15 protein-coding genes and 5 tRNA genes are annotated in these 16,481 nt (G+C 41.2%); 3 read left to right on the top strand and 17 right to left on the bottom strand.

Annotated elements, in window-relative coordinates; translation table 11 throughout:
• Positions 1 to 4 precede the first annotated feature (4 nt).
• Positions 5 to 484 carry a glutathione peroxidase gene (locus MKX35_RS27650; protein WP_042124801.1) on the top strand — a complete coding sequence of 160 codons (480 nt, stop codon included), beginning with the start codon at positions 5 to 7 and terminating at the stop codon, positions 482 to 484.
• 175 nt (positions 485 to 659) lie between these two features.
• Here the strand turns inward: MKX35_RS27650 and MKX35_RS27645 are convergent.
• Positions 660 to 742 (bottom strand) — tRNA-Leu (locus tag MKX35_RS27645).
• Positions 743 to 825: 83 nt separating this feature from the next.
• Positions 826 to 1,191, bottom strand: a complete 366-nt coding sequence (locus MKX35_RS27640; RefSeq protein WP_076298363.1) for a helix-turn-helix domain-containing protein — start codon at positions 1,189 to 1,191, stop codon at positions 826 to 828.
• A 230-nt stretch (positions 1,192 to 1,421) separates the two neighbouring features.
• Between MKX35_RS27640 and MKX35_RS27635 the strand changes: the two genes are divergently transcribed.
• Complete coding sequence (locus tag MKX35_RS27635; protein ID WP_076284053.1) at positions 1,422 to 2,045, top strand: hypothetical protein; 624 nt, start codon at positions 1,422 to 1,424, stop codon at positions 2,043 to 2,045.
• 74 nt (positions 2,046 to 2,119) lie between these two features.
• Here MKX35_RS27635 and MKX35_RS27630 read toward each other — a convergent pair.
• The 14 genes from MKX35_RS27630 to MKX35_RS27565 all read right to left on the bottom strand — a co-directional run bounded on the left by MKX35_RS27630 (position 2,120) and on the right by MKX35_RS27565 (position 8,837).
• Positions 2,120 to 2,202, bottom strand: a tRNA-Leu gene (locus tag MKX35_RS27630).
• A gap of 6 nt (positions 2,203 to 2,208) precedes the next feature.
• A tRNA-Glu gene (locus MKX35_RS27625) sits at positions 2,209 to 2,280 on the bottom strand.
• 252 nt (positions 2,281 to 2,532) lie between these two features.
• The gene (locus MKX35_RS27620) at positions 2,533 to 2,727 is read right to left on the bottom strand and encodes a hypothetical protein (RefSeq protein WP_341044496.1); all 195 of its coding nucleotides are present in this window, start codon (positions 2,725 to 2,727) and stop codon (positions 2,533 to 2,535) included.
• Positions 2,728 to 2,906: 179 nt separating this feature from the next.
• A complete protein-coding gene (locus MKX35_RS27615; RefSeq protein ID WP_076298414.1) occupies positions 2,907 to 3,365 on the bottom strand; it encodes a DinB family protein in 459 nt (152 codons plus the stop codon).
• A gap of 117 nt (positions 3,366 to 3,482) precedes the next feature.
• Positions 3,483 to 3,758 carry a hypothetical protein gene (locus MKX35_RS27610; protein ID WP_076298364.1) on the bottom strand — a complete coding sequence of 92 codons (276 nt, stop codon included), beginning with the start codon at positions 3,756 to 3,758 and terminating at the stop codon, positions 3,483 to 3,485.
• 162 nt (positions 3,759 to 3,920) lie between these two features.
• Complete coding sequence (locus MKX35_RS27605; protein WP_218641850.1) at positions 3,921 to 4,202, bottom strand: hypothetical protein; 282 nt, start codon at positions 4,200 to 4,202, stop codon at positions 3,921 to 3,923.
• 43 nt (positions 4,203 to 4,245) lie between these two features.
• Positions 4,246 to 4,851, bottom strand: coding sequence for a class I SAM-dependent methyltransferase (locus tag MKX35_RS27600; protein ID WP_076298365.1), 606 nt, complete (start codon positions 4,849 to 4,851; stop codon positions 4,246 to 4,248).
• 51 nt (positions 4,852 to 4,902) lie between these two features.
• Positions 4,903 to 5,373: a hypothetical protein gene (locus MKX35_RS27595; protein WP_076298366.1), complete on the bottom strand. Its 471-nt coding sequence runs from the start codon at positions 5,371 to 5,373 to the stop codon at positions 4,903 to 4,905.
• An 18-nt stretch (positions 5,374 to 5,391) separates the two neighbouring features.
• Positions 5,392 to 6,300 (bottom strand): GIY-YIG nuclease family protein, encoded by a 909-nt coding sequence (locus tag MKX35_RS27590; RefSeq protein WP_076298367.1) that lies wholly within the window; start codon positions 6,298 to 6,300, stop codon positions 5,392 to 5,394.
• Between the two features lie 105 nt (positions 6,301 to 6,405).
• The gene (locus tag MKX35_RS27585) at positions 6,406 to 6,942 is read right to left on the bottom strand and encodes a hypothetical protein (protein WP_076298368.1); all 537 of its coding nucleotides are present in this window, start codon (positions 6,940 to 6,942) and stop codon (positions 6,406 to 6,408) included.
• An 83-nt stretch (positions 6,943 to 7,025) separates the two neighbouring features.
• Complete coding sequence (locus MKX35_RS27580; protein WP_076284047.1) at positions 7,026 to 7,472, bottom strand: oxidoreductase; 447 nt, start codon at positions 7,470 to 7,472, stop codon at positions 7,026 to 7,028.
• 287 nt (positions 7,473 to 7,759) lie between these two features.
• Positions 7,760 to 7,848: transfer RNA gene (locus MKX35_RS27575), tRNA-Ser, on the bottom strand.
• A 7-nt stretch (positions 7,849 to 7,855) separates the two neighbouring features.
• A tRNA-Asn gene (locus tag MKX35_RS27570) sits at positions 7,856 to 7,931 on the bottom strand.
• A gap of 153 nt (positions 7,932 to 8,084) precedes the next feature.
• Positions 8,085 to 8,837, bottom strand: coding sequence for an MBL fold metallo-hydrolase (locus tag MKX35_RS27565; RefSeq protein ID WP_076298369.1), 753 nt, complete (start codon positions 8,835 to 8,837; stop codon positions 8,085 to 8,087).
• A gap of 126 nt (positions 8,838 to 8,963) precedes the next feature.
• On the opposite strand from MKX35_RS27565, the gene MKX35_RS27560 reads away from it, so the two are divergent.
• Positions 8,964 to 9,395: an Lrp/AsnC family transcriptional regulator gene (locus MKX35_RS27560; RefSeq protein WP_042185510.1), complete on the top strand. Its 432-nt coding sequence runs from the start codon at positions 8,964 to 8,966 to the stop codon at positions 9,393 to 9,395.
• A 200-nt stretch (positions 9,396 to 9,595) separates the two neighbouring features.
• Here the strand turns inward: MKX35_RS27560 and MKX35_RS27555 are convergent, their stop codons facing one another.
• Positions 9,596 to 16,417, bottom strand: a complete 6,822-nt coding sequence (locus tag MKX35_RS27555) for an S-layer homology domain-containing protein (RefSeq protein WP_076298370.1) — start codon at positions 16,415 to 16,417, stop codon at positions 9,596 to 9,598.
• Between the last annotated feature and the right edge of the window lie 64 nt (positions 16,418 to 16,481).

The raw sequence follows: 16,481 nt of genomic DNA, 5'->3' as shown, positions 1-16,481 counted from the left end.
ATCCATGAGTATTTATGATTTTGAGGTCAACACTCTTCGGGGTGCAGAAGAATCATTGTCCAAGTACAAAGGTAAAGTACTCCTTGTTGTGAATACAGCTAGCAAATGTGGGTTTACTCCTCAGTATAAAGGGCTTCAGGAAGTGTACGAGAAATTTAAGGATCGTGGATTCGAAGTACTTGGTTTCCCAAGCAATCAGTTTGCTGGCCAAGAGCCTGGCGAAAGTGATGAAATTGCAGAATACTGCGAGATTAACTATGGAGTAACTTTCCCAATGTTTGAGAAGATTGATGTAAAAGGTGATGAAGCACACCCATTATTCAAATACTTATCAAAGGAAGCACCTGGTGTTCTAGGCTCAAAAAGCGTGAAATGGAACTTCACCAAGTTCCTGGTGGATCAAGAAGGCCGTGTCCTTAAGCGTTTTGCTCCTAAAACTACTCCTCAGCAGATCGAATCCTATATCTCCAAGCTTCTGAAATAATCCATTCAATAAGAAATTTTAAAAAAGGATACTGGCCACATCACTCAGCCCACTAGGTGATATGCGGTCAGTATCCTTTTTGTCATTATCCAATATACGAAAATACAGCTTTCCGATTGCTCGTTAAGCATAAAAAAGAAGCCTTGCATCGCAAGGCTTCTTCCGTCATTCTGTATGCGGTAGAGAGGACTCGAACCTCCACGGGTATACACCCACTACCCCCTCAAGATAGCGTGTCTGCCATTCCACCACTACCGCGCGGTGAGATAAAACATAAAACTTTGTTTGAGGTCAACATTCATTATTATAAATGTACTTCCCCGAAATGTAAAGGCGTTGATTTAAGAATTTTCGTCGGCCCATTTCTGCTTACGATATTCAGTGAATGCTAGGTATTCTTTAATGAATTCCTTTTCCTCTGGAAGCAATTCATTCGTTCGATCTTCATTCAACTTCACTTCTCCGAAATCATAGTCCTCATTGCTCTCTTTCAATATTTCAGATGTATTTCTACCTAAAATAAGCCAGTCCAGACTTACATGAAAAAAAGCGCCGATCTCAATTAATTTATGTGTTCCCGGAGTAGATTTGCCCCGCTTCCAATCTCCCATATTACCTGTGCTTATATTTAACTGCTCGCAGAATGATTTCTTGGTGAGACCTTTTTGCTTAATTAAGTACTCTATACGTTCGTATATGGTCTGCATCCGTAAACCGCCCTTCACAAAAAAATAAAAAAAGACTTATTTAAGTAATTATCTATTGCAAAATAACGCAAAAAAGTATATAATTGGTGTTACTATGTATTATCCGATTATATCATATGGCTAGAGTGACGATAAGAGGCGACTCAGGTGACAAGTGTCTGATGTAATGCCGTCTGACCCCCTTAATTAACATGTCATCCCGAAGGATCTCTAGGAGGGAGCGGTGACTTTTGTCAAAATGCTTATCATCTTCCATTATCCATTCACTTGAATATCTGCCGCACAATGCAGTGGTCATCAACAGCCAAGGAGTTATCCAGTTCACCAACAGGAAGTGGAAAGCATTTAGTCATGAATACGGCCTCTCCCCTCACAAACAATGGATTGGAGCTTATTATTCGGAGCTTCTGCAAGATGTGATCATCGATTCCGATCAATGGGCCAAGCTTTATGATTCGGTGAAAATTATACTTCGCAGAGAGCAACAGATTTATACCTCTGAGTTCATCATACAAACCGCCTATAAAGGGACGCGAATCTTTCGTTTGGAAATCTATCCGCTGCTCTCTGATTATTACCTAGAAGCTGCTTTTATAATTTCTCTATATGATTTGGGTGTATTTATAGAAGGAACTAAGATGTCGGGGATCACAAGCATCTGTTCGACATGTCAGCCAACACAAGAGTTAATCCCCATCTGCGCTTCCTGCAAATCCATTCGAAATTCTAAGGATGAATGGATCAACATTGAACATTTTTTAAAACATCAGCTTTCTCTGCAATTCACCCATGATATTTGCCCAGACTGTGTCAGACAGCTCTATCCTCAATATGCAAGAGCCTTCAAGAACTAATCAACTTGTCTAACCTTATAAAAAAAAGTAAGAAAACCTCTGCGAAGCAAAGGATTTCTTACTTTTTATTTGTATGCGGTAGAGAGGACTCGAACCTCCACGGGTATACACCCACTACCCCCTCAAGATAGCGTGTCTGCCATTCCACCACTACCGCATAATATGACCCGTATGGGATTCGAACCCATGTTACCTCCGTGAAAGGGAGGTGTCTTAACCCCTTGACCAACGGGCCTTAGCAAGGTTGTCTAACGTGACAACAAAAATTATGATACCAGAAATATAAGGACATGGCAAGAACTTTTTTTCACACCACTTCAGCCTGTAGCATTCTTCGATTCTTCAATCATCTCTATATCCCAATCACGTCTAATCCTTGCCTTGATCTCCTCATATTGTTCCCTGGAGTCGCTGTGTATCTCATGAACATAAAGAAGCTTCCTTCTAGGAGCATGATCCTCGTAACGAATAAGTTCAATAGAAAAATTCACGCCGCAAGACCGTTATAATAAGACATATCTCCTTGATGTGTAAACGAAAGTATAGCTGTCTGTGTAAGAACGAGAGATATTAAGGAGGCTGCTAGATTGGATAACTTGATTGCCGAAACGGCTGGCGCTTTTCCTTTTCTCATCATAACGATCGCCCCATGCACCGCCATAACAATTTCTACAAAAGTCATGCATGTGATGGCGAGTGCTACATGCATAGAATAAGTTTGGTTTTCGTTGATCCTTGTTTGATATTCATTCGAATGCTGAATCTTATAGCAAATAATATAACATTTGTGTCTCATTGTTACATACAAAAAAAAAGCTTATTCCCAACCGATAAACGGAAGGAGAATAGGCTGTAAGCTGTTCACATTCTCCCTTTTAATTCCAATTCTTTAATCTGCATCATATGATGTCGGTCATGCGATATAAAATCCTTTAAATAGGACTCAAAGGAAAACCTTCCGTCAACATATTTTTTCAAGTATTTCCCCTCTTCAAGGCTACTTATACAATCTAATAGTAAGTTACGATACTTCATAGTCAATTCTATTAATTCATCTTTGGTTTTTGTCTTACCATATGTAACAGCATCATTATTGAATTGATCGTAATCAATAAGTTGAAGTGTTATCGCTTTATCACATGCTATCGGTTCTATCGTCGATTCATAGAAGTATTTATCCCATAATATAATATGACTAACAACATCATGAATTGTCCATTTTCCTTCAGCGATGGGTGTTTTCCAATCTAAATCAATAATTTCTAGAACAAATCCATTCCATTCCTTAAACTGATTTAGCAAATCTGATCTGTTATTCATTGGCACATCTCCTTTTTTAGTAAACATCTTTAACAGCATTTATTAATACTCTCTTGATACATTATCTCAATAACAAACTGTTAAATGGGTACTCTCACGGTTTTTTTGAAAGCTCTATTAATGCATTTTTTGCCGTAATTGAAGAATATCTTGGTTGATTTCTTTACTATGATTAAAGAGTAGATGTTTTTCAAGGAGCAAGATAATATCATCAAAGTACGGCAAATCATATCCGAAATATGGATCCAAGTACCTGTCCAAACAAAATAATAGACTTCTCTTTTCAGAAACATCTTTACGATTCAAAAAATCGTTGATTGCAGTCACTCCTGTAATTATGATATCTCTATGTTTCTGCGTATAAGTTACATAACTAACATCTCGTTCACCCAAAAAAACACCTCTTTTCTAACTTATCCATTTAAATATCCCCTTGTTATATGATGTCAACCAACTCTCTGAAACGACTACAAATTATGCTTCCTTCCAATTTCCCACTTCATAAATATATTTATATCACTTATCGCATCTAATATTATCCCTCTATGGATTTCGTTATATCTTAATTCTTTTAAAAATAATTGGTTTTACTAGTCTCTTATCTAATCGACCTTTAGTTCTTGCTATATGCGCTAAACCAAAAATTGAATTAGCTCTCACTCTTGCATCCTCATGCTGAGCTAGTTTAATACATATATCCTGAGCAAACTTCCAGCTATGATGATAAAGACCGACTGAAATTGGCAAGTAAATTAGTTCTTCTAATTCTTGTCTAAATAAAATTTCTCTGATTTCATGATCGGTATATTCTGCTATATGTTTATAGATACATTTCATATCCATTAAATCCTAGAGAAACAATTTAAGCTGAATCCTATCTCTATTTTTTATATATGTAATCGATAAATCCTTGTCGTATCCATTCACCTTCAAACTTTCTTTCCAGTACTCGATCTTCTTTGTATATTAACTGCAAATCATCAAACATAGAATCTGCTTCATGATAATCATAATAAGAGTGTATTACTAATTCATCATCTTCCATTTGTTCAAACTGATTATCCCCCAAATCAACTCCATCGCCGACTCTAAAATCCTTTAGGGTTAAAAAATTTACAAATAATAAGCCATTAGGTTTTAGAACTCGTTTCATTTCATTTATCGCTTTTTTCACATCTTGTTTTCTCATATGAAAAATAGAGTTATATGAATACACAAAACTCATCGACTCAGCACTTATCGCCAACTGTCTCATGTCGCCTTGTTGTATATTTAGATTCTGTCCTCTTTCAGTTGCGAACTGATTAGCTCTTTCAATTTGTTCGACATTCATCTCAATTCCGTTTGTACTGTATCCATAATTCGAAAACAAACTTAATGGAGGTGAATCCCCTCCCGCCCCACAATCTAATATTGTTTTCTCCATACCACTTTCATTGCATAATGCCAAAAATCTGTACAAGGGTATTTGCTTATACAGTTCCATGTTGATTCCACTCCTTTGACTTATATGGTTTTCCGTCTTCCTTGATATAAACTAATATATTATTAAATGTTTTTTATAGATTGTTAATACAAATTCTTTCTCTACAAAACTAACATCATATCCTTCTATTGGTAGGCCATTATGTAACGGTGAATTTATAAAATCTTCTAAAACTTCTCTTTTATCTCCCATATATTGAATCGAGCAAGCAAATGGTAGTTCTTTGTTTACATCTGATATTAAGTTGAATCTCAACTGGCTAGCCATTAGATCAAACCACAGGTAAAAGATCATACCATTAGCTGAATTTGATCTATAAATCTGTTCTTGTCTATTTTCAATTACTTTATTTATAAAATTGTCGAAATCATCAATTAAATTTTCTTTCGCCAAGTCAGGTTGAATTGTAATTCTCCACATATTTGTCTCAATTTCTTTTTGAATATCAGATTCTGATGACCCAATGTATATTTGATCAGTAATTATTTCTTCTAGATTTTCAAAGTACTCATCTTTGTTCATGTAATGTACTCCTTATATTCACGAGTCTTCTTCATTGAATCCCCCTTCAAACTTCTTCTCTTGATTTTGCTTAAATGTTTTTCCGCTAGAATCGACCCACTCTACAGGACCAGCAGCTTGACGACCTAGCACAACAGCTGTTGCCGCGCTAATACTTGAGAAAATAGCATTCTCCTTGAATATATATAACTCTCCTCCGTCAATTAGGACCCCTGTTTCTATTAGTTTATTTCTTTGTTTAACCCAGCCTTCTGAAATAGAATTTGATGTAACTTTACTGCTTTGAGATCCAGATAAAACTACATAGCCCTTTTCTGTTTCAATTAATTTTGCTAATACTTTCTTACTTTTTGCCGTATAAACAATTTCGTTATTACTTTCTGTCTGCTTCAAAACACTAACATCTTCGGATTGCCTTATTGTAGACGGAACTAAAAACATAAAATTCACTACAGGTAAAATCAGTTTGATTTGTTCTAAAAAATATCCCATATCTGAAATATCTGCCTCTGGTAATGTTGTCAATTCTGGTTGTATGGTATTATCAATTTCAGCAGTCTTAGCATCTTTCGCCAAAGTAATAATCCTAGACTCTAAATGCTTTATATGAGATTTTGTTAGCATTTCATCTTTACTGATAAAAGCTACAATTTCAGTAAAATCCCTATCTGAATCAGCTAAATGCTGTTTAAGCCGTTTTCTTAAATTCTCAGCTTCTCCTATATATATTCGTTCGTTGTAATTTTCGTTATTCGGCATTGATTTTAATATATAAATACCTGGTCGGTTAAACTCCTGTCTTTCTATTATTTTTGGTAGTGATGATCTTTGCGAGTAAACTGCTTTACCAGACCAATTTCCAATTTCAATAGTTCTAGGGCCTGTTTCAGAACCATCAACAAGAAATATCGTTAATTTCTTACCCATATGTATGTATTAGTCTCCTTCTAAAATCGATTTCTATAACGTTCCTACATTCGCAATCACAAGAAGCTCTCCGAACCCTTCAGACCTAGGGTCATTTAACCTTCTTCAAATATTGTAATCTTCTATTCTCTTTATTTTTATTTCTTGTATTATGTCTTTATATTTTTCAAGATCGAATCGAAATTCTAATTCATTGGATATCATTAAACTTTGGAGTTCTTCTAGTCTCTGTATTAATTTTTCCGAAAAATCAATTATATCACTCCATGAAAAAACAAATCTATTAGTGCTCTTAATTGTTTTATCCTCGTATGGAGATTGTTGCGTTGTCCAAATCATCGCTTCATTATCATGTACAACATCCACATAATACCCTCCGCAACCGAAAATACCACAAGTACAGGTAAACATGGGGTAATGCCCCGGATAACATAATGATTCAAAAAAAACATCTTCTACAAACACTTCATCTTTATCTAACTTATGGCCATTTATATCTAAAGAAATGCACCATTTAATAACAGGCATTAGTACCCTTTTGTGTTTAGATATATTCTTATATTCATTCCTGCTGCTTATCTCAATCTCAATGGATAATAAATCTTGTTTATTATCTTTGCCCTTTATTAAAAAAGACTTCATAATCCACCTCAAGGTTGTTCTAATTTGAAAAGTCGGAGACTTAGCCTCACAGCTTTTCCGTCTGCAGAATACTTCTTGAAACTTTATTGAATCCCCGCAGTTCCAAATGTCTCTCTAATAACTTTTTCGTATTCATCCCATTTAAAATAAAAAGGCCCAACATCAATAGCTTTATTGCTGGGTTCCAGTTTGAAATCTCTCCATATGATAAGATCCTCTTCTTTCTCAATAAATACGGATATAAAGCCACACTCTTCATCTCCACACCAAGGGCAGACTAATATTGGGTATCTGTAGTACATATATTCATGCATTTGGTTTAATAAAAAATAGTTAATCATTTTCCTTTGATGCTCTTCACTCCCCCACCCGAGGGATGGAACCATGTCATGTCTTTTCAGCATTTGATAAAGAGACCTGCCATCAATTATTATGTCAGCAAATTTGGTATTTTTATTTCCTTCTTGATCCGGATCAAAACTATCATATCTACTTGAAGGTTTAGTTTGTAATTGATTTATAGTTTTCATGTTCCCTCCGTTAAATTTCTTTCAGTAATATGAATGTTGCGTTAGCTGATATAGCTGGATTCATGAAACTTAACAAGTAAACATTCGCCTTTTCCACTCTATTCACCTTCCAAAATATTGAATTTGATCACTGATAATTCAGATTAAAAAAGACAAATCACACATTCGTGTGATCTGTCCCGGTACTTCCTCAATTCCAGATATATCACATTTAGCCACCGAAAAAATAATTTTACACAACAAAAAAAGAGCCCCCATAATGGAAGCTCTTCTTATGTAATTCAGAACGGAGAGAGTGGGATTCGAACCCACGCACCGCTTACGCAGTCTAACCCCTTAGCAGAGGGTCCCCTTATAGCCACTTGGGTATCTCTCCATAAAAATGGCTCCCCGAACAGGACTCGAACCTGTGACAACTCGATTAACAGTCGAGTGCTCTACCAACTGAGCTATCAGGGAACATTAGAAGTAAATTAGAAGTGAACATGAATTAATTTATCATGATTTCAAGGTCTAGTCAAGCAGGTAAAATAATTTTTGTGATCGTTTTCAAATTCATGCATTATTTCTGCCATTAGCTAGATATAAGAGGGGATCACTCCCCCCTTTAGTTTATGCGTAACACCATTCCCCGTCTTGCGGAAGCTGTACTCGATCCCGTAGCTCCTCCTTCTCCAAGTGAGCTTTTAGCTTATCCCGGGTAACAAGGCAATGGTTGATGGCGTCCATGTGTACAGCGATCACCTTAGTAGAAGAGGCATATTGGCATAAGTCTACGACATCCTGCTCATTCATTGTGATATGACCTCCGGTTAAAAACTGCGCTCCACCAGCATTAACGATCGTCACCTCAGGTTTAAAGGCATCGAGTGCAATCTTCACCTCATCACACCAAATCGTGTCTCCTGCCAAATACACAACTGGTTCGTTTTCCGCCTGAAAGACAAACCCGGATACCTTCCCCATCAGCTTGCCAATCTCTCCGGTTCCATGCTGTCCACCGGTACGTGTTATAGTTACTCCTTGGAATGTCAGCTTATCGGTGATTTCCGAGACGTTCTCAAATCCCTGCTCTACTAGGGTATGCTTGTCCCCCTCCTGACAAAATAACGGGAGATTATGCGGCAGCAAGGAAACGGCAGCGGCATCCCAATGATCTGGATGAAGATGCGTGACTATTATTGCATTAGGATTCAGCCATTTGTCTACTGATCCCGGTAACAATACAAGCGGATTCCGACGGTCATTTTCCGTATTAAAAATGGGAGGATTAGCGCCCTGCTCACTCAACATAGGATCGATCAGAAATGTACTTCCCCCATACTCCATCCATAGGGTCGCGTTGCGAATATGCTGTATTTTCATCGTAAGCCCTTCTTTCTTTCAGATATCTTCTGCTACAATTAATTATAGTTGGACCTTGAAACAGAATACATTGAGATTGGAAAGAGATTGGCCTGTTCAACTTTCACGCAGAAAGGATTTTAAATAATGACGAGTTCTTATTCCATAGATGATGTGGATTTTCGCATCTTACAGCTTCTAATTGATGATTCCACGATCAGTCACAGAGACATTGGGCAGCAAGTGCATATGACAGGCCAAGCAGTGGGTGCACGTATTCGCAAAATGCAGGACACCGGAGTGATTGAAGGCTACACCGTCCGCTGGAATCCAGATAAAGTTGGTGAGGCGATCAATGCCTTTATAACGGTCTTTCTAGGTTCGAATACGGTACATCCAGCCTTTCAAACATTCGCAAAGCAGCATGACAGCGTAAAAGAAATGCATCGCGTCAGTGGAGAAGGCTGCTATTGGATACGCGTTCGTGCCGGAAGCCAAGAGGATTTGAATATCTTTCTCGACGAGCTGCTAAAGTTCGGAAATTACAGAGTCAATTTGTCGATGGGGAAGCTTAAATAAGGCTGTATCGCCTATGAGGCCGCTATCGGAGCCAGTTGACCTTTTACGCAGCATAATCGAATATTCGGCATACTAACGGACCCTCTAGTCGCTATTGGCATGAAAATAACCAAATATGTTCTGGCAGACAGCCTTCGTCCAAAAAACGCAGAGCAGCTATTCTCCAATTACTGGAGAATAGCTGCTCTTTTAGTAGAAATTTAATTCAATAATCCGGCAGCTTTAAGTAATCTTGTTAGGATCACGGCTGCCTCTGCACGGCTAGTATCACTGCCAGGCGCAAAGCTATCTGCCGATTGGCCTTTCATGATTCCTTTTGCTGTTAAGACATTCACAGCCTCTTTAGCCCAAGTAGAAATAGCAGATGAATCTGTAAATACATTTGTCGCAGGGTTAGCTCCCGATTCTCCTGCTCCAAGGTTTAACAGCTTCAGTGCCCTAGCTACCATAACAGCTATTTGCTCCCGTGTAATAGGGGCGTTCGGACGGAAGGTTCCATCCTCATAGCCTTGAACTAGTCCTAAGGCTGCTGCAGCTCTGGCGTCTGCAGCATACCATGATAAATCAGACACATCACTGAAGGTCTTCGTTGTGTTCGCAGCGGCTAGGCCTAAAGAGCGAATTAGCATAGCTGCGAACTCAGCACGACTAACGGAATTCTGAGGTGCAAAGTTATCTGTGGATTGTCCGGTCAAGATCAGTCGACTGGCAAGCGTTTCGATCTCGTTCTTTGCCCAGTGTGAAGAAATATCTCCAAAAGTTACAGGATGTTGTGCAACGACGAATATCCCGCTAGCACTGCTGCTCTTAACAGTAACCTTGGTCAACCCGCCTACGATCTCGAATAATGCAGGTACATAACGGAAGGAACCCGTCTGCTCATCGTAAATAAGGACTACTCCCGTCTTTGCAACCAGTGCTCCCTCCATCATAAATGTACGATCTACATACGTAGTGCCGAACCCATTAGCAGCTACAGTGTTTTTGCCATCTGTGACCCTTAAGGTGACACTTGCCGGAGTTCCTTGCACATTAAAACCTTGCTGCTTAGCCTTGGCAAGCAGTTGTTCCAATCCTTTTCCGTTTAGCGGATTTAGTTGGAACTCTAAAGTGCCTGCCGGCATTTGTGCAGCTTTCAGCACGCTCTCCACGAGTCCTAACGGAAAGCGATAGCTCATATCGCCACTGGCAATGACAAGCACCGCATTCGGGCTAAGTGCTGCTGCATCGCGTAAAGCTTCTGCGCTAAAGCGAGCTATACCATCTCCGTTAGCTGAAATCTCGATAAGAGCTTGCCCAGCAGTCGCCTTAGCTTTTAGCTGCGCATCATGATTAGCAGCTGGTGTTGGAGTTGGTGTAGCGACAGGTGCAACAGGATTTACTGACCCCGCCGGATCAGGAGTACTCGTTGGTTCAGTCGGATCCACAGGATCCGTCCCACCATTAGGTAACACCACCTCAACTGTATACACCCTCTTATCGTTGCCAACAGTTACCGTGAAGTCTGTGCTTCCCGCTTTAACTCCATGAATACTGTTGTTTGTAAAAGTAGCAATGTCACTGCTCATAAAATTAAGTGTAGCTTGTGTAGTAATATCCGCTCCTTCTTTGTCCAACACCTGAAGAATAGCTGACTTTCCTTGTTCTAGTACAACAGGTCCGCTCTGTCCATCTGCTAGCTTGATGGAGAAAGGTTTAACAGCTGTGGCTATCCCTTGATTCTGTTCAATGATGCTAAATTCAGGAGATGCATTGGACAGGAGGTTCATCCGTTCACCAAGAATAATCAAGTTGTCGACGAGCAGGTTACCTTTCAGATTTTTCGTTACTTCTATACCGCTCGTACCTGCACCGTCTAATACATTATTCGTCAGAACAACTCCATCAATCGTCGTGAGAGCATTTCCCTCCAGATTACCGTGGGCAATCAGGCCAGAATAGGTGCTGTCGAGCGCCGTATTGTTACGGATGAGTACTTTTCCTTTTAGGTCGCTCTCACCAGCGTACAGCCATAACGCACCGAGGTTTACCCCGTAGCCCGAATCATAACTACCTGTGCGAAGCAATGTATTCCGCTCAACGATTGTCGTTCCTTGGAACGGCTCTGCGGAGAAACGGGTAGATACAGCGATCCCGGCTCCATTAGTTACAGTGTCTTTTACCACGTTATCTTGAACTTTGTTATCTTTACCACCGAAGACCACAATGTTATCGGCCAACCATGGCAGTGAGACGTTATTAAAACGTGCCGTATTGTTATAGCTAAAAGTCCGTTCCGCGCCATTCACTTCATTCAATTTGGCATCTGTGAACGACCACATCGCAATACCATCATCCCCTGGATAGCGGATGTCACTTTGTTCCATCATGCTGTTGCCAGTGCCTACAGCAAAGTTAATTCCATCCGCCATCAGATTGCGGATTCGAAGACCTGCCATATACAGACCATTCGTGCGAGCCTTCTCACCAATAGGTTGTGTTAACCACAAGCCTGCTTTGGTATGTTCAATCCATACGTTCTGAATGACCGAGCCTTGACCAAAAGCACCATGGAAAGCATTCGTGAATGCCTCATCATCCCGTACATTAATACCACCTTCAATCAATAGATCGTATACGCCAACCTTACCGCCGTGACCGTAAAATTTGGCGCCATTCAGTACCGTATACCACATGCCTGCTCCACGGATTTCGGCTGTATCCAGATCCAGCAGACCCTCTCCGACATTAAAGGTACCTACCGGGAACCAAACCCCTTTCCCTGTTGCCTTCGCTTCGGCAAGCGCTGCCTTAAAGGCTGCGGTATCATCTCCCTCATCATTGGCTACTGCTCCAAAATCCGTTACAGAAATAAAGCCGTCAGGGCGAGTCAACTCAGGGGCTACCTGCTCCATATCCACCAAGTCGATGACGTATGAAGTCGCTTGGTCTCCTGTTCCCTTCTCTAAACGAATGGTTGCTCCGGCAGGAGCATCGCCAATCAGAGCATGAATTTCATCAAAGAAGCGATGTCCACTACCTTGACGAGGATCATTTGACCATGGGTAGCTGCCATATTCCCAAGCATATTTTGAAGTCAAATTAAGCTGTTTCTTAACTCCATTTACATATAGAGTCAATGTTTCCTCAGCACCAGCACCATCCGAACTGTCCGGAATGGAATAGCGCAGAACAATAGAATTAGCTGCTTCTGCAAGCTTGAACTCTATATAGTCCCCAGTATTCTTCAAGGCGACGGCTTGTCGTCCAGAAGCCTCAGAAGCCATAGTGCGATATTTCCGCGAAGGACCGATTAGTGTTCCGTTAGTCACTGCATCCTCAGCTTCATAGCTAATGTAAGGAACTGTTGCCCCGCGGTAAACTTTGTTCACGCTATTTTTTACTGTCAGGCTATCAATGCTTACTTTACCCCAATCGATGTTGTCGTTACTTAGAGAAACCGTGTTGATCCCTGCACGCAGCTTCAGCTTTACCTGTTCAGTCTTCCAAGAGGAGGACTGAGCAACATTAACATTAGCCGCTTCCTTCAAGCCGTTCACCTCAAGCAACAGATCTGTAACAGCGCTGGAAGTGTTCTTGTAACGAACAACGGCATCATATTCACCGGCGTGCTGGGCATTGACTGCAAACCGTATAACATGATCGCCTTGGAATGCTTCTTCTCCTGTATAAATTGCATCTGTAGGGATAGGCAGGAAGCTCCAAAGAGTGCTATCGGTTCCCACAGCAGAACCAAGTTGAACAGCTGATGCGCTGTGAGTAAGAAAGCCCGTTCTATCAGCACTTAGCAGGAGGTTGTAGCCTAACTTCTCTTCCAGCGTCCACTGGGAACGTTCTGTTTCCCCGGAAGATAACAAGACGACTTGATCCCCTTCATTTAAAGAAAGATATTGCTTCGTCTGAACATTCATTATGCGTTTACGTCCATTTACATCTTGGACGATCCATTGGGAGTGAGCCACCGTGTCGGAGGCTTCTGCATATACGAGTGCCCCTTCTTGTTCAGACAATACTTTACCAGTCAGCCCTTTCGGCACGATCGTTATAATGTTGGTATCATTCTGAACTGGAGTTGTTGTATTGTTATTGCGCAGTTCTCCAGACGGAGTAGTAAACTCCTGCTGAGCCGCTTCAAGTGTCCATTGAGCTAAGCCGTCACTCTCTAGTAGGAGCGCACGTTCAGCATATCCTGTCTTATTCGCAATGTTTATTAATTCATCGTCGTATTCTCCATAGAGACTACGAATGGTGTAGTGCGTATAATCGGAAGCCAAGCTTACTTCCCAAGCAGATGCTCCGTCTATAGCCGGTTCCGCGCTACTGCTCTCCAAGTATGAATAATCTCCATTCAATGTTAAATAATGGCCTGTTGCTCGATTGATAATCGTTTGTTTGCCGTCCTGCACAGATATATTCCAATGCGAGAATCCATTCTCTGCTGACGGCTGCCCGTACAGAACAACTCCGTGTTCATTCTCGTATAAATACTCCCCGCTGCTTGCATTCTTAAATCTTACAGGGTAAGCAGGGATAGGTGGCGCAATCGCTTCAACGGCTTCAGCGGCAAAATGAGCACTGTTTCTATCCGCTGCATCGGGAGCCTTACTGATCTTTATAATCGGATTCCCATTCTCATCAGAAGCCCCATACATATAGTGGCCAGCCCATCCACTCTTGAAAGTAGTCAGACCTGAAGGCTGCATATCCACAATCCACTTAATGCTGCCCCATACATCATAGACGGTTTGCAGTGTCTGAACGGCAACATTAGGCTCAATCTCATCTACTGCACCACCTATATGCTCCAGGGAGAGGTAACGTCCAGTACCTTTATTTTTAATCTTCACAGATCCATTGCTACCAGCTATTTCTTGCAGCTGCCAGACAAAGGTATCGTCATTCATATCAAGTGAACCATAAGTAGCCTGACCTACTGTTACATCCTCGTTCGCAGCAGCTAAAGCTACAGATTTTGAATCAGCGGTTGCAGATTCCGACTTATCCTGCGGCACCATTGCTTCAGTGTCCTGCGAATCATAGACAGCTTCGGTGACAGTCTTAGATTCTAACAATTTCTCTAGTACATCTGGAGAGGTCAACAAAGGACCATCCTTAAGATATTGATCCTCACCATTTACAGCGTCAAGCTTGAAGCGGAACAAGTCCGGCTTTTTCTCAGTAACGGTAACAAATCGCCACTGTGGGCTGCCCCAGCCTGGATTGATCACACCATACTCGGCGTATTTAGTGAGATTTTGAAGTGAAATGAACTTCTCAGGGAATTTATTAGGTTCCTTATCGAGAACACTGCTGATTACGTATGTGTTGTCGCCAATATTTTTACCTGTCCAGATAAATTCCCGCTCCACATTATTCCTGTCTGGAAGCTCAGTGACCTGGATATGGCCATCTGGCATATTCATTGTGTTAATGTAGTGGCCTGTTTTCTTGTTCTTGAATAACTTACGGCCATTATATTTCTCAATCAGCCATTGATCGGAGCCATCCTTTTGCATATTTCCATATTTCAAGAGACCATCAGCAGATTCATACCAATAAAAAGACTTCCAGCCATTTTGAATACGATAATATGGAATGGTGCCATCTGTTGGTGTGTTAGGGTCTAGAAGCTGCCACTGGGCGCTTAATGAAGTCGCATCCCCACTTGCTCCAGCACTGTCTCCACCCAAGGTAGATAGATAGATGCCTTTGCTCTCTACATTTTCTAGTGTCAGATAATCATCATAATCATCAGAATCTTTAAAATTCCATTGATCCGATGGTTGGCTTCCGCTGATCTGCTCAGCCTTGGCTGTGCCATCACTATACGAAAGGTAATGATTAGTTGCTGCATTACGGATACGTTTATTACCGTCATAATCCTCTATATACCATAGATAATCGGATGAATCAGCAGTATCTGGAGCAATTAATCCGTGCTTAAGTGCACCATTTGCGGATTCATACAAGAAATCTGTAGCTACTTGTGCATCTGTATAAGTTGCCAAGCGTACCGGCTGCAACTCGGAAATAGGGACAACTGTCCACTGGGCATTATGACTGGTTGCTTCACCCGGCCAGCTGTTAGAGCGCACGTTGTTATCTTCCTCAAACTGAGGATTCAGCCATAAAGGCTTAACTCCGTCGGTTAATCCTTTATTACTTAAGGTAATAAAACCCACTCCATCCGCGCCTGGTGCATCTTCTTTCACCCATTCACTTAGCATCACCTTGTCCGGATCGATTTCTTGCGAAAAGACTCCCGCCCAAGTCACTTCATTTTGCTTAATATAATGACCCGTCTCACGGTTTCGAATCATCAGTGTTCCGTCGTCCGTACCCGGCTCAAGAAACCACTGGGCAGCCTCATTCTTCAAAGGCTGTTTACCGTAAAGTACATTTCCTTTCTCCTCATACATCACCTGACCGGGACGCATCCGGCTTTCCAACCGTACAGGTACTGTTCCTGCGTTAGGATCGATAAAAGCCCACTGCGGACTCTCAAACGTAATATTGATATCCGAGCTTACTTGCGCATAACCAAGCTGATTCTCCTCGTGGATAACCAGCTTACTCTCAGGCACGCTCGCGCTTCGGATGATCATGTATCCGTTTCTATTGGAAGTATCGATCAACCATTGATCCGTAACACTTCCAGCTCCTTGGAGATCTGCCGCCTTAAGTGTATCCTCTTTGCCGTTATTACCAGCCATTGTAATGTAGTGGCCCGTCTTCATATTCTTAATTCGTGACAGACCATTTACCGTCTCCACTGTCCAATGCGATGATGTGTCCGCTGGATTGGTCATGCCATAACGCACGATACCATCAGACGTTTCATATAAGAAATTATTTTTCCACTTATTCTTGATGAGTACTGTCCCTGATGGAATTAGCCCTGCGCCAGTTCCTCCAACCCCTTCTGCTCCTACGGAACCGCTACCGATTCCCATCACAGGCAAGCTTGAGAAAATCAGCAGCATCGCGAGCAGACCCGCCATCGCGGACCTGAATCTTTTCATAAATGTGCCCCCTCTACCTAATATGGACTTCCCTTCCATCTTAAGTTGGCAACGCTTACAAAAC

The sequence above is a fragment of the Paenibacillus sp. FSL R5-0923 genome, assembly GCF_038009145.1.
GTDB lineage: Bacteria > Bacillota > Bacilli > Paenibacillales > Paenibacillaceae > Paenibacillus_AQ.
The sequence above is the reverse complement of the archived record's forward strand: the minus strand, read 5'-3'. Positions and strand labels throughout refer to the sequence as shown.

What these genes read in the sequence shown, in the direction of transcription:
- MKX35_RS27605 (WP_218641850.1), bottom strand. Translation starts at nt 4,202, where the DNA reads ATGAAATGTATCTATAAACATATAGCAGAATATACCGATCATGAAATC.
- MKX35_RS27590 (WP_076298367.1), bottom strand. Translation starts at nt 6,300, where the DNA reads ATGGGTAAGAAATTAACGATATTTCTTGTTGATGGTTCTGAAACAGGC.
- MKX35_RS27615 (WP_076298414.1), bottom strand. Translation starts at nt 3,365, where the DNA reads ATGAATAACAGATCAGATTTGCTAAATCAGTTTAAGGAATGGAATGGA.
- MKX35_RS27650 (WP_042124801.1), top strand. Translation starts at nt 5, where the DNA reads ATGAGTATTTATGATTTTGAGGTCAACACTCTTCGGGGTGCAGAAGAA.
- MKX35_RS27595 (WP_076298366.1), bottom strand. Translation starts at nt 5,373, where the DNA reads ATGAACAAAGATGAGTACTTTGAAAATCTAGAAGAAATAATTACTGAT.
- MKX35_RS27560 (WP_042185510.1), top strand. Translation starts at nt 8,964, where the DNA reads ATGACGAGTTCTTATTCCATAGATGATGTGGATTTTCGCATCTTACAG.
- MKX35_RS27580 (WP_076284047.1), bottom strand. Translation starts at nt 7,472, where the DNA reads ATGAAAACTATAAATCAATTACAAACTAAACCTTCAAGTAGATATGAT.
- MKX35_RS27600 (WP_076298365.1), bottom strand. Translation starts at nt 4,851, where the DNA reads ATGGAACTGTATAAGCAAATACCCTTGTACAGATTTTTGGCATTATGC.
- MKX35_RS27640 (WP_076298363.1), bottom strand. Translation starts at nt 1,191, where the DNA reads ATGCAGACCATATACGAACGTATAGAGTACTTAATTAAGCAAAAAGGT.
- MKX35_RS27620 (WP_341044496.1), bottom strand. Translation starts at nt 2,727, where the DNA reads ATGACTTTTGTAGAAATTGTTATGGCGGTGCATGGGGCGATCGTTATG.
- MKX35_RS27565 (WP_076298369.1), bottom strand. Translation starts at nt 8,837, where the DNA reads ATGAAAATACAGCATATTCGCAACGCGACCCTATGGATGGAGTATGGG.
- MKX35_RS27555 (WP_076298370.1), bottom strand. Translation starts at nt 16,417, where the DNA reads ATGAAAAGATTCAGGTCCGCGATGGCGGGTCTGCTCGCGATGCTGCTG.
- MKX35_RS27585 (WP_076298368.1), bottom strand. Translation starts at nt 6,942, where the DNA reads ATGAAGTCTTTTTTAATAAAGGGCAAAGATAATAAACAAGATTTATTA.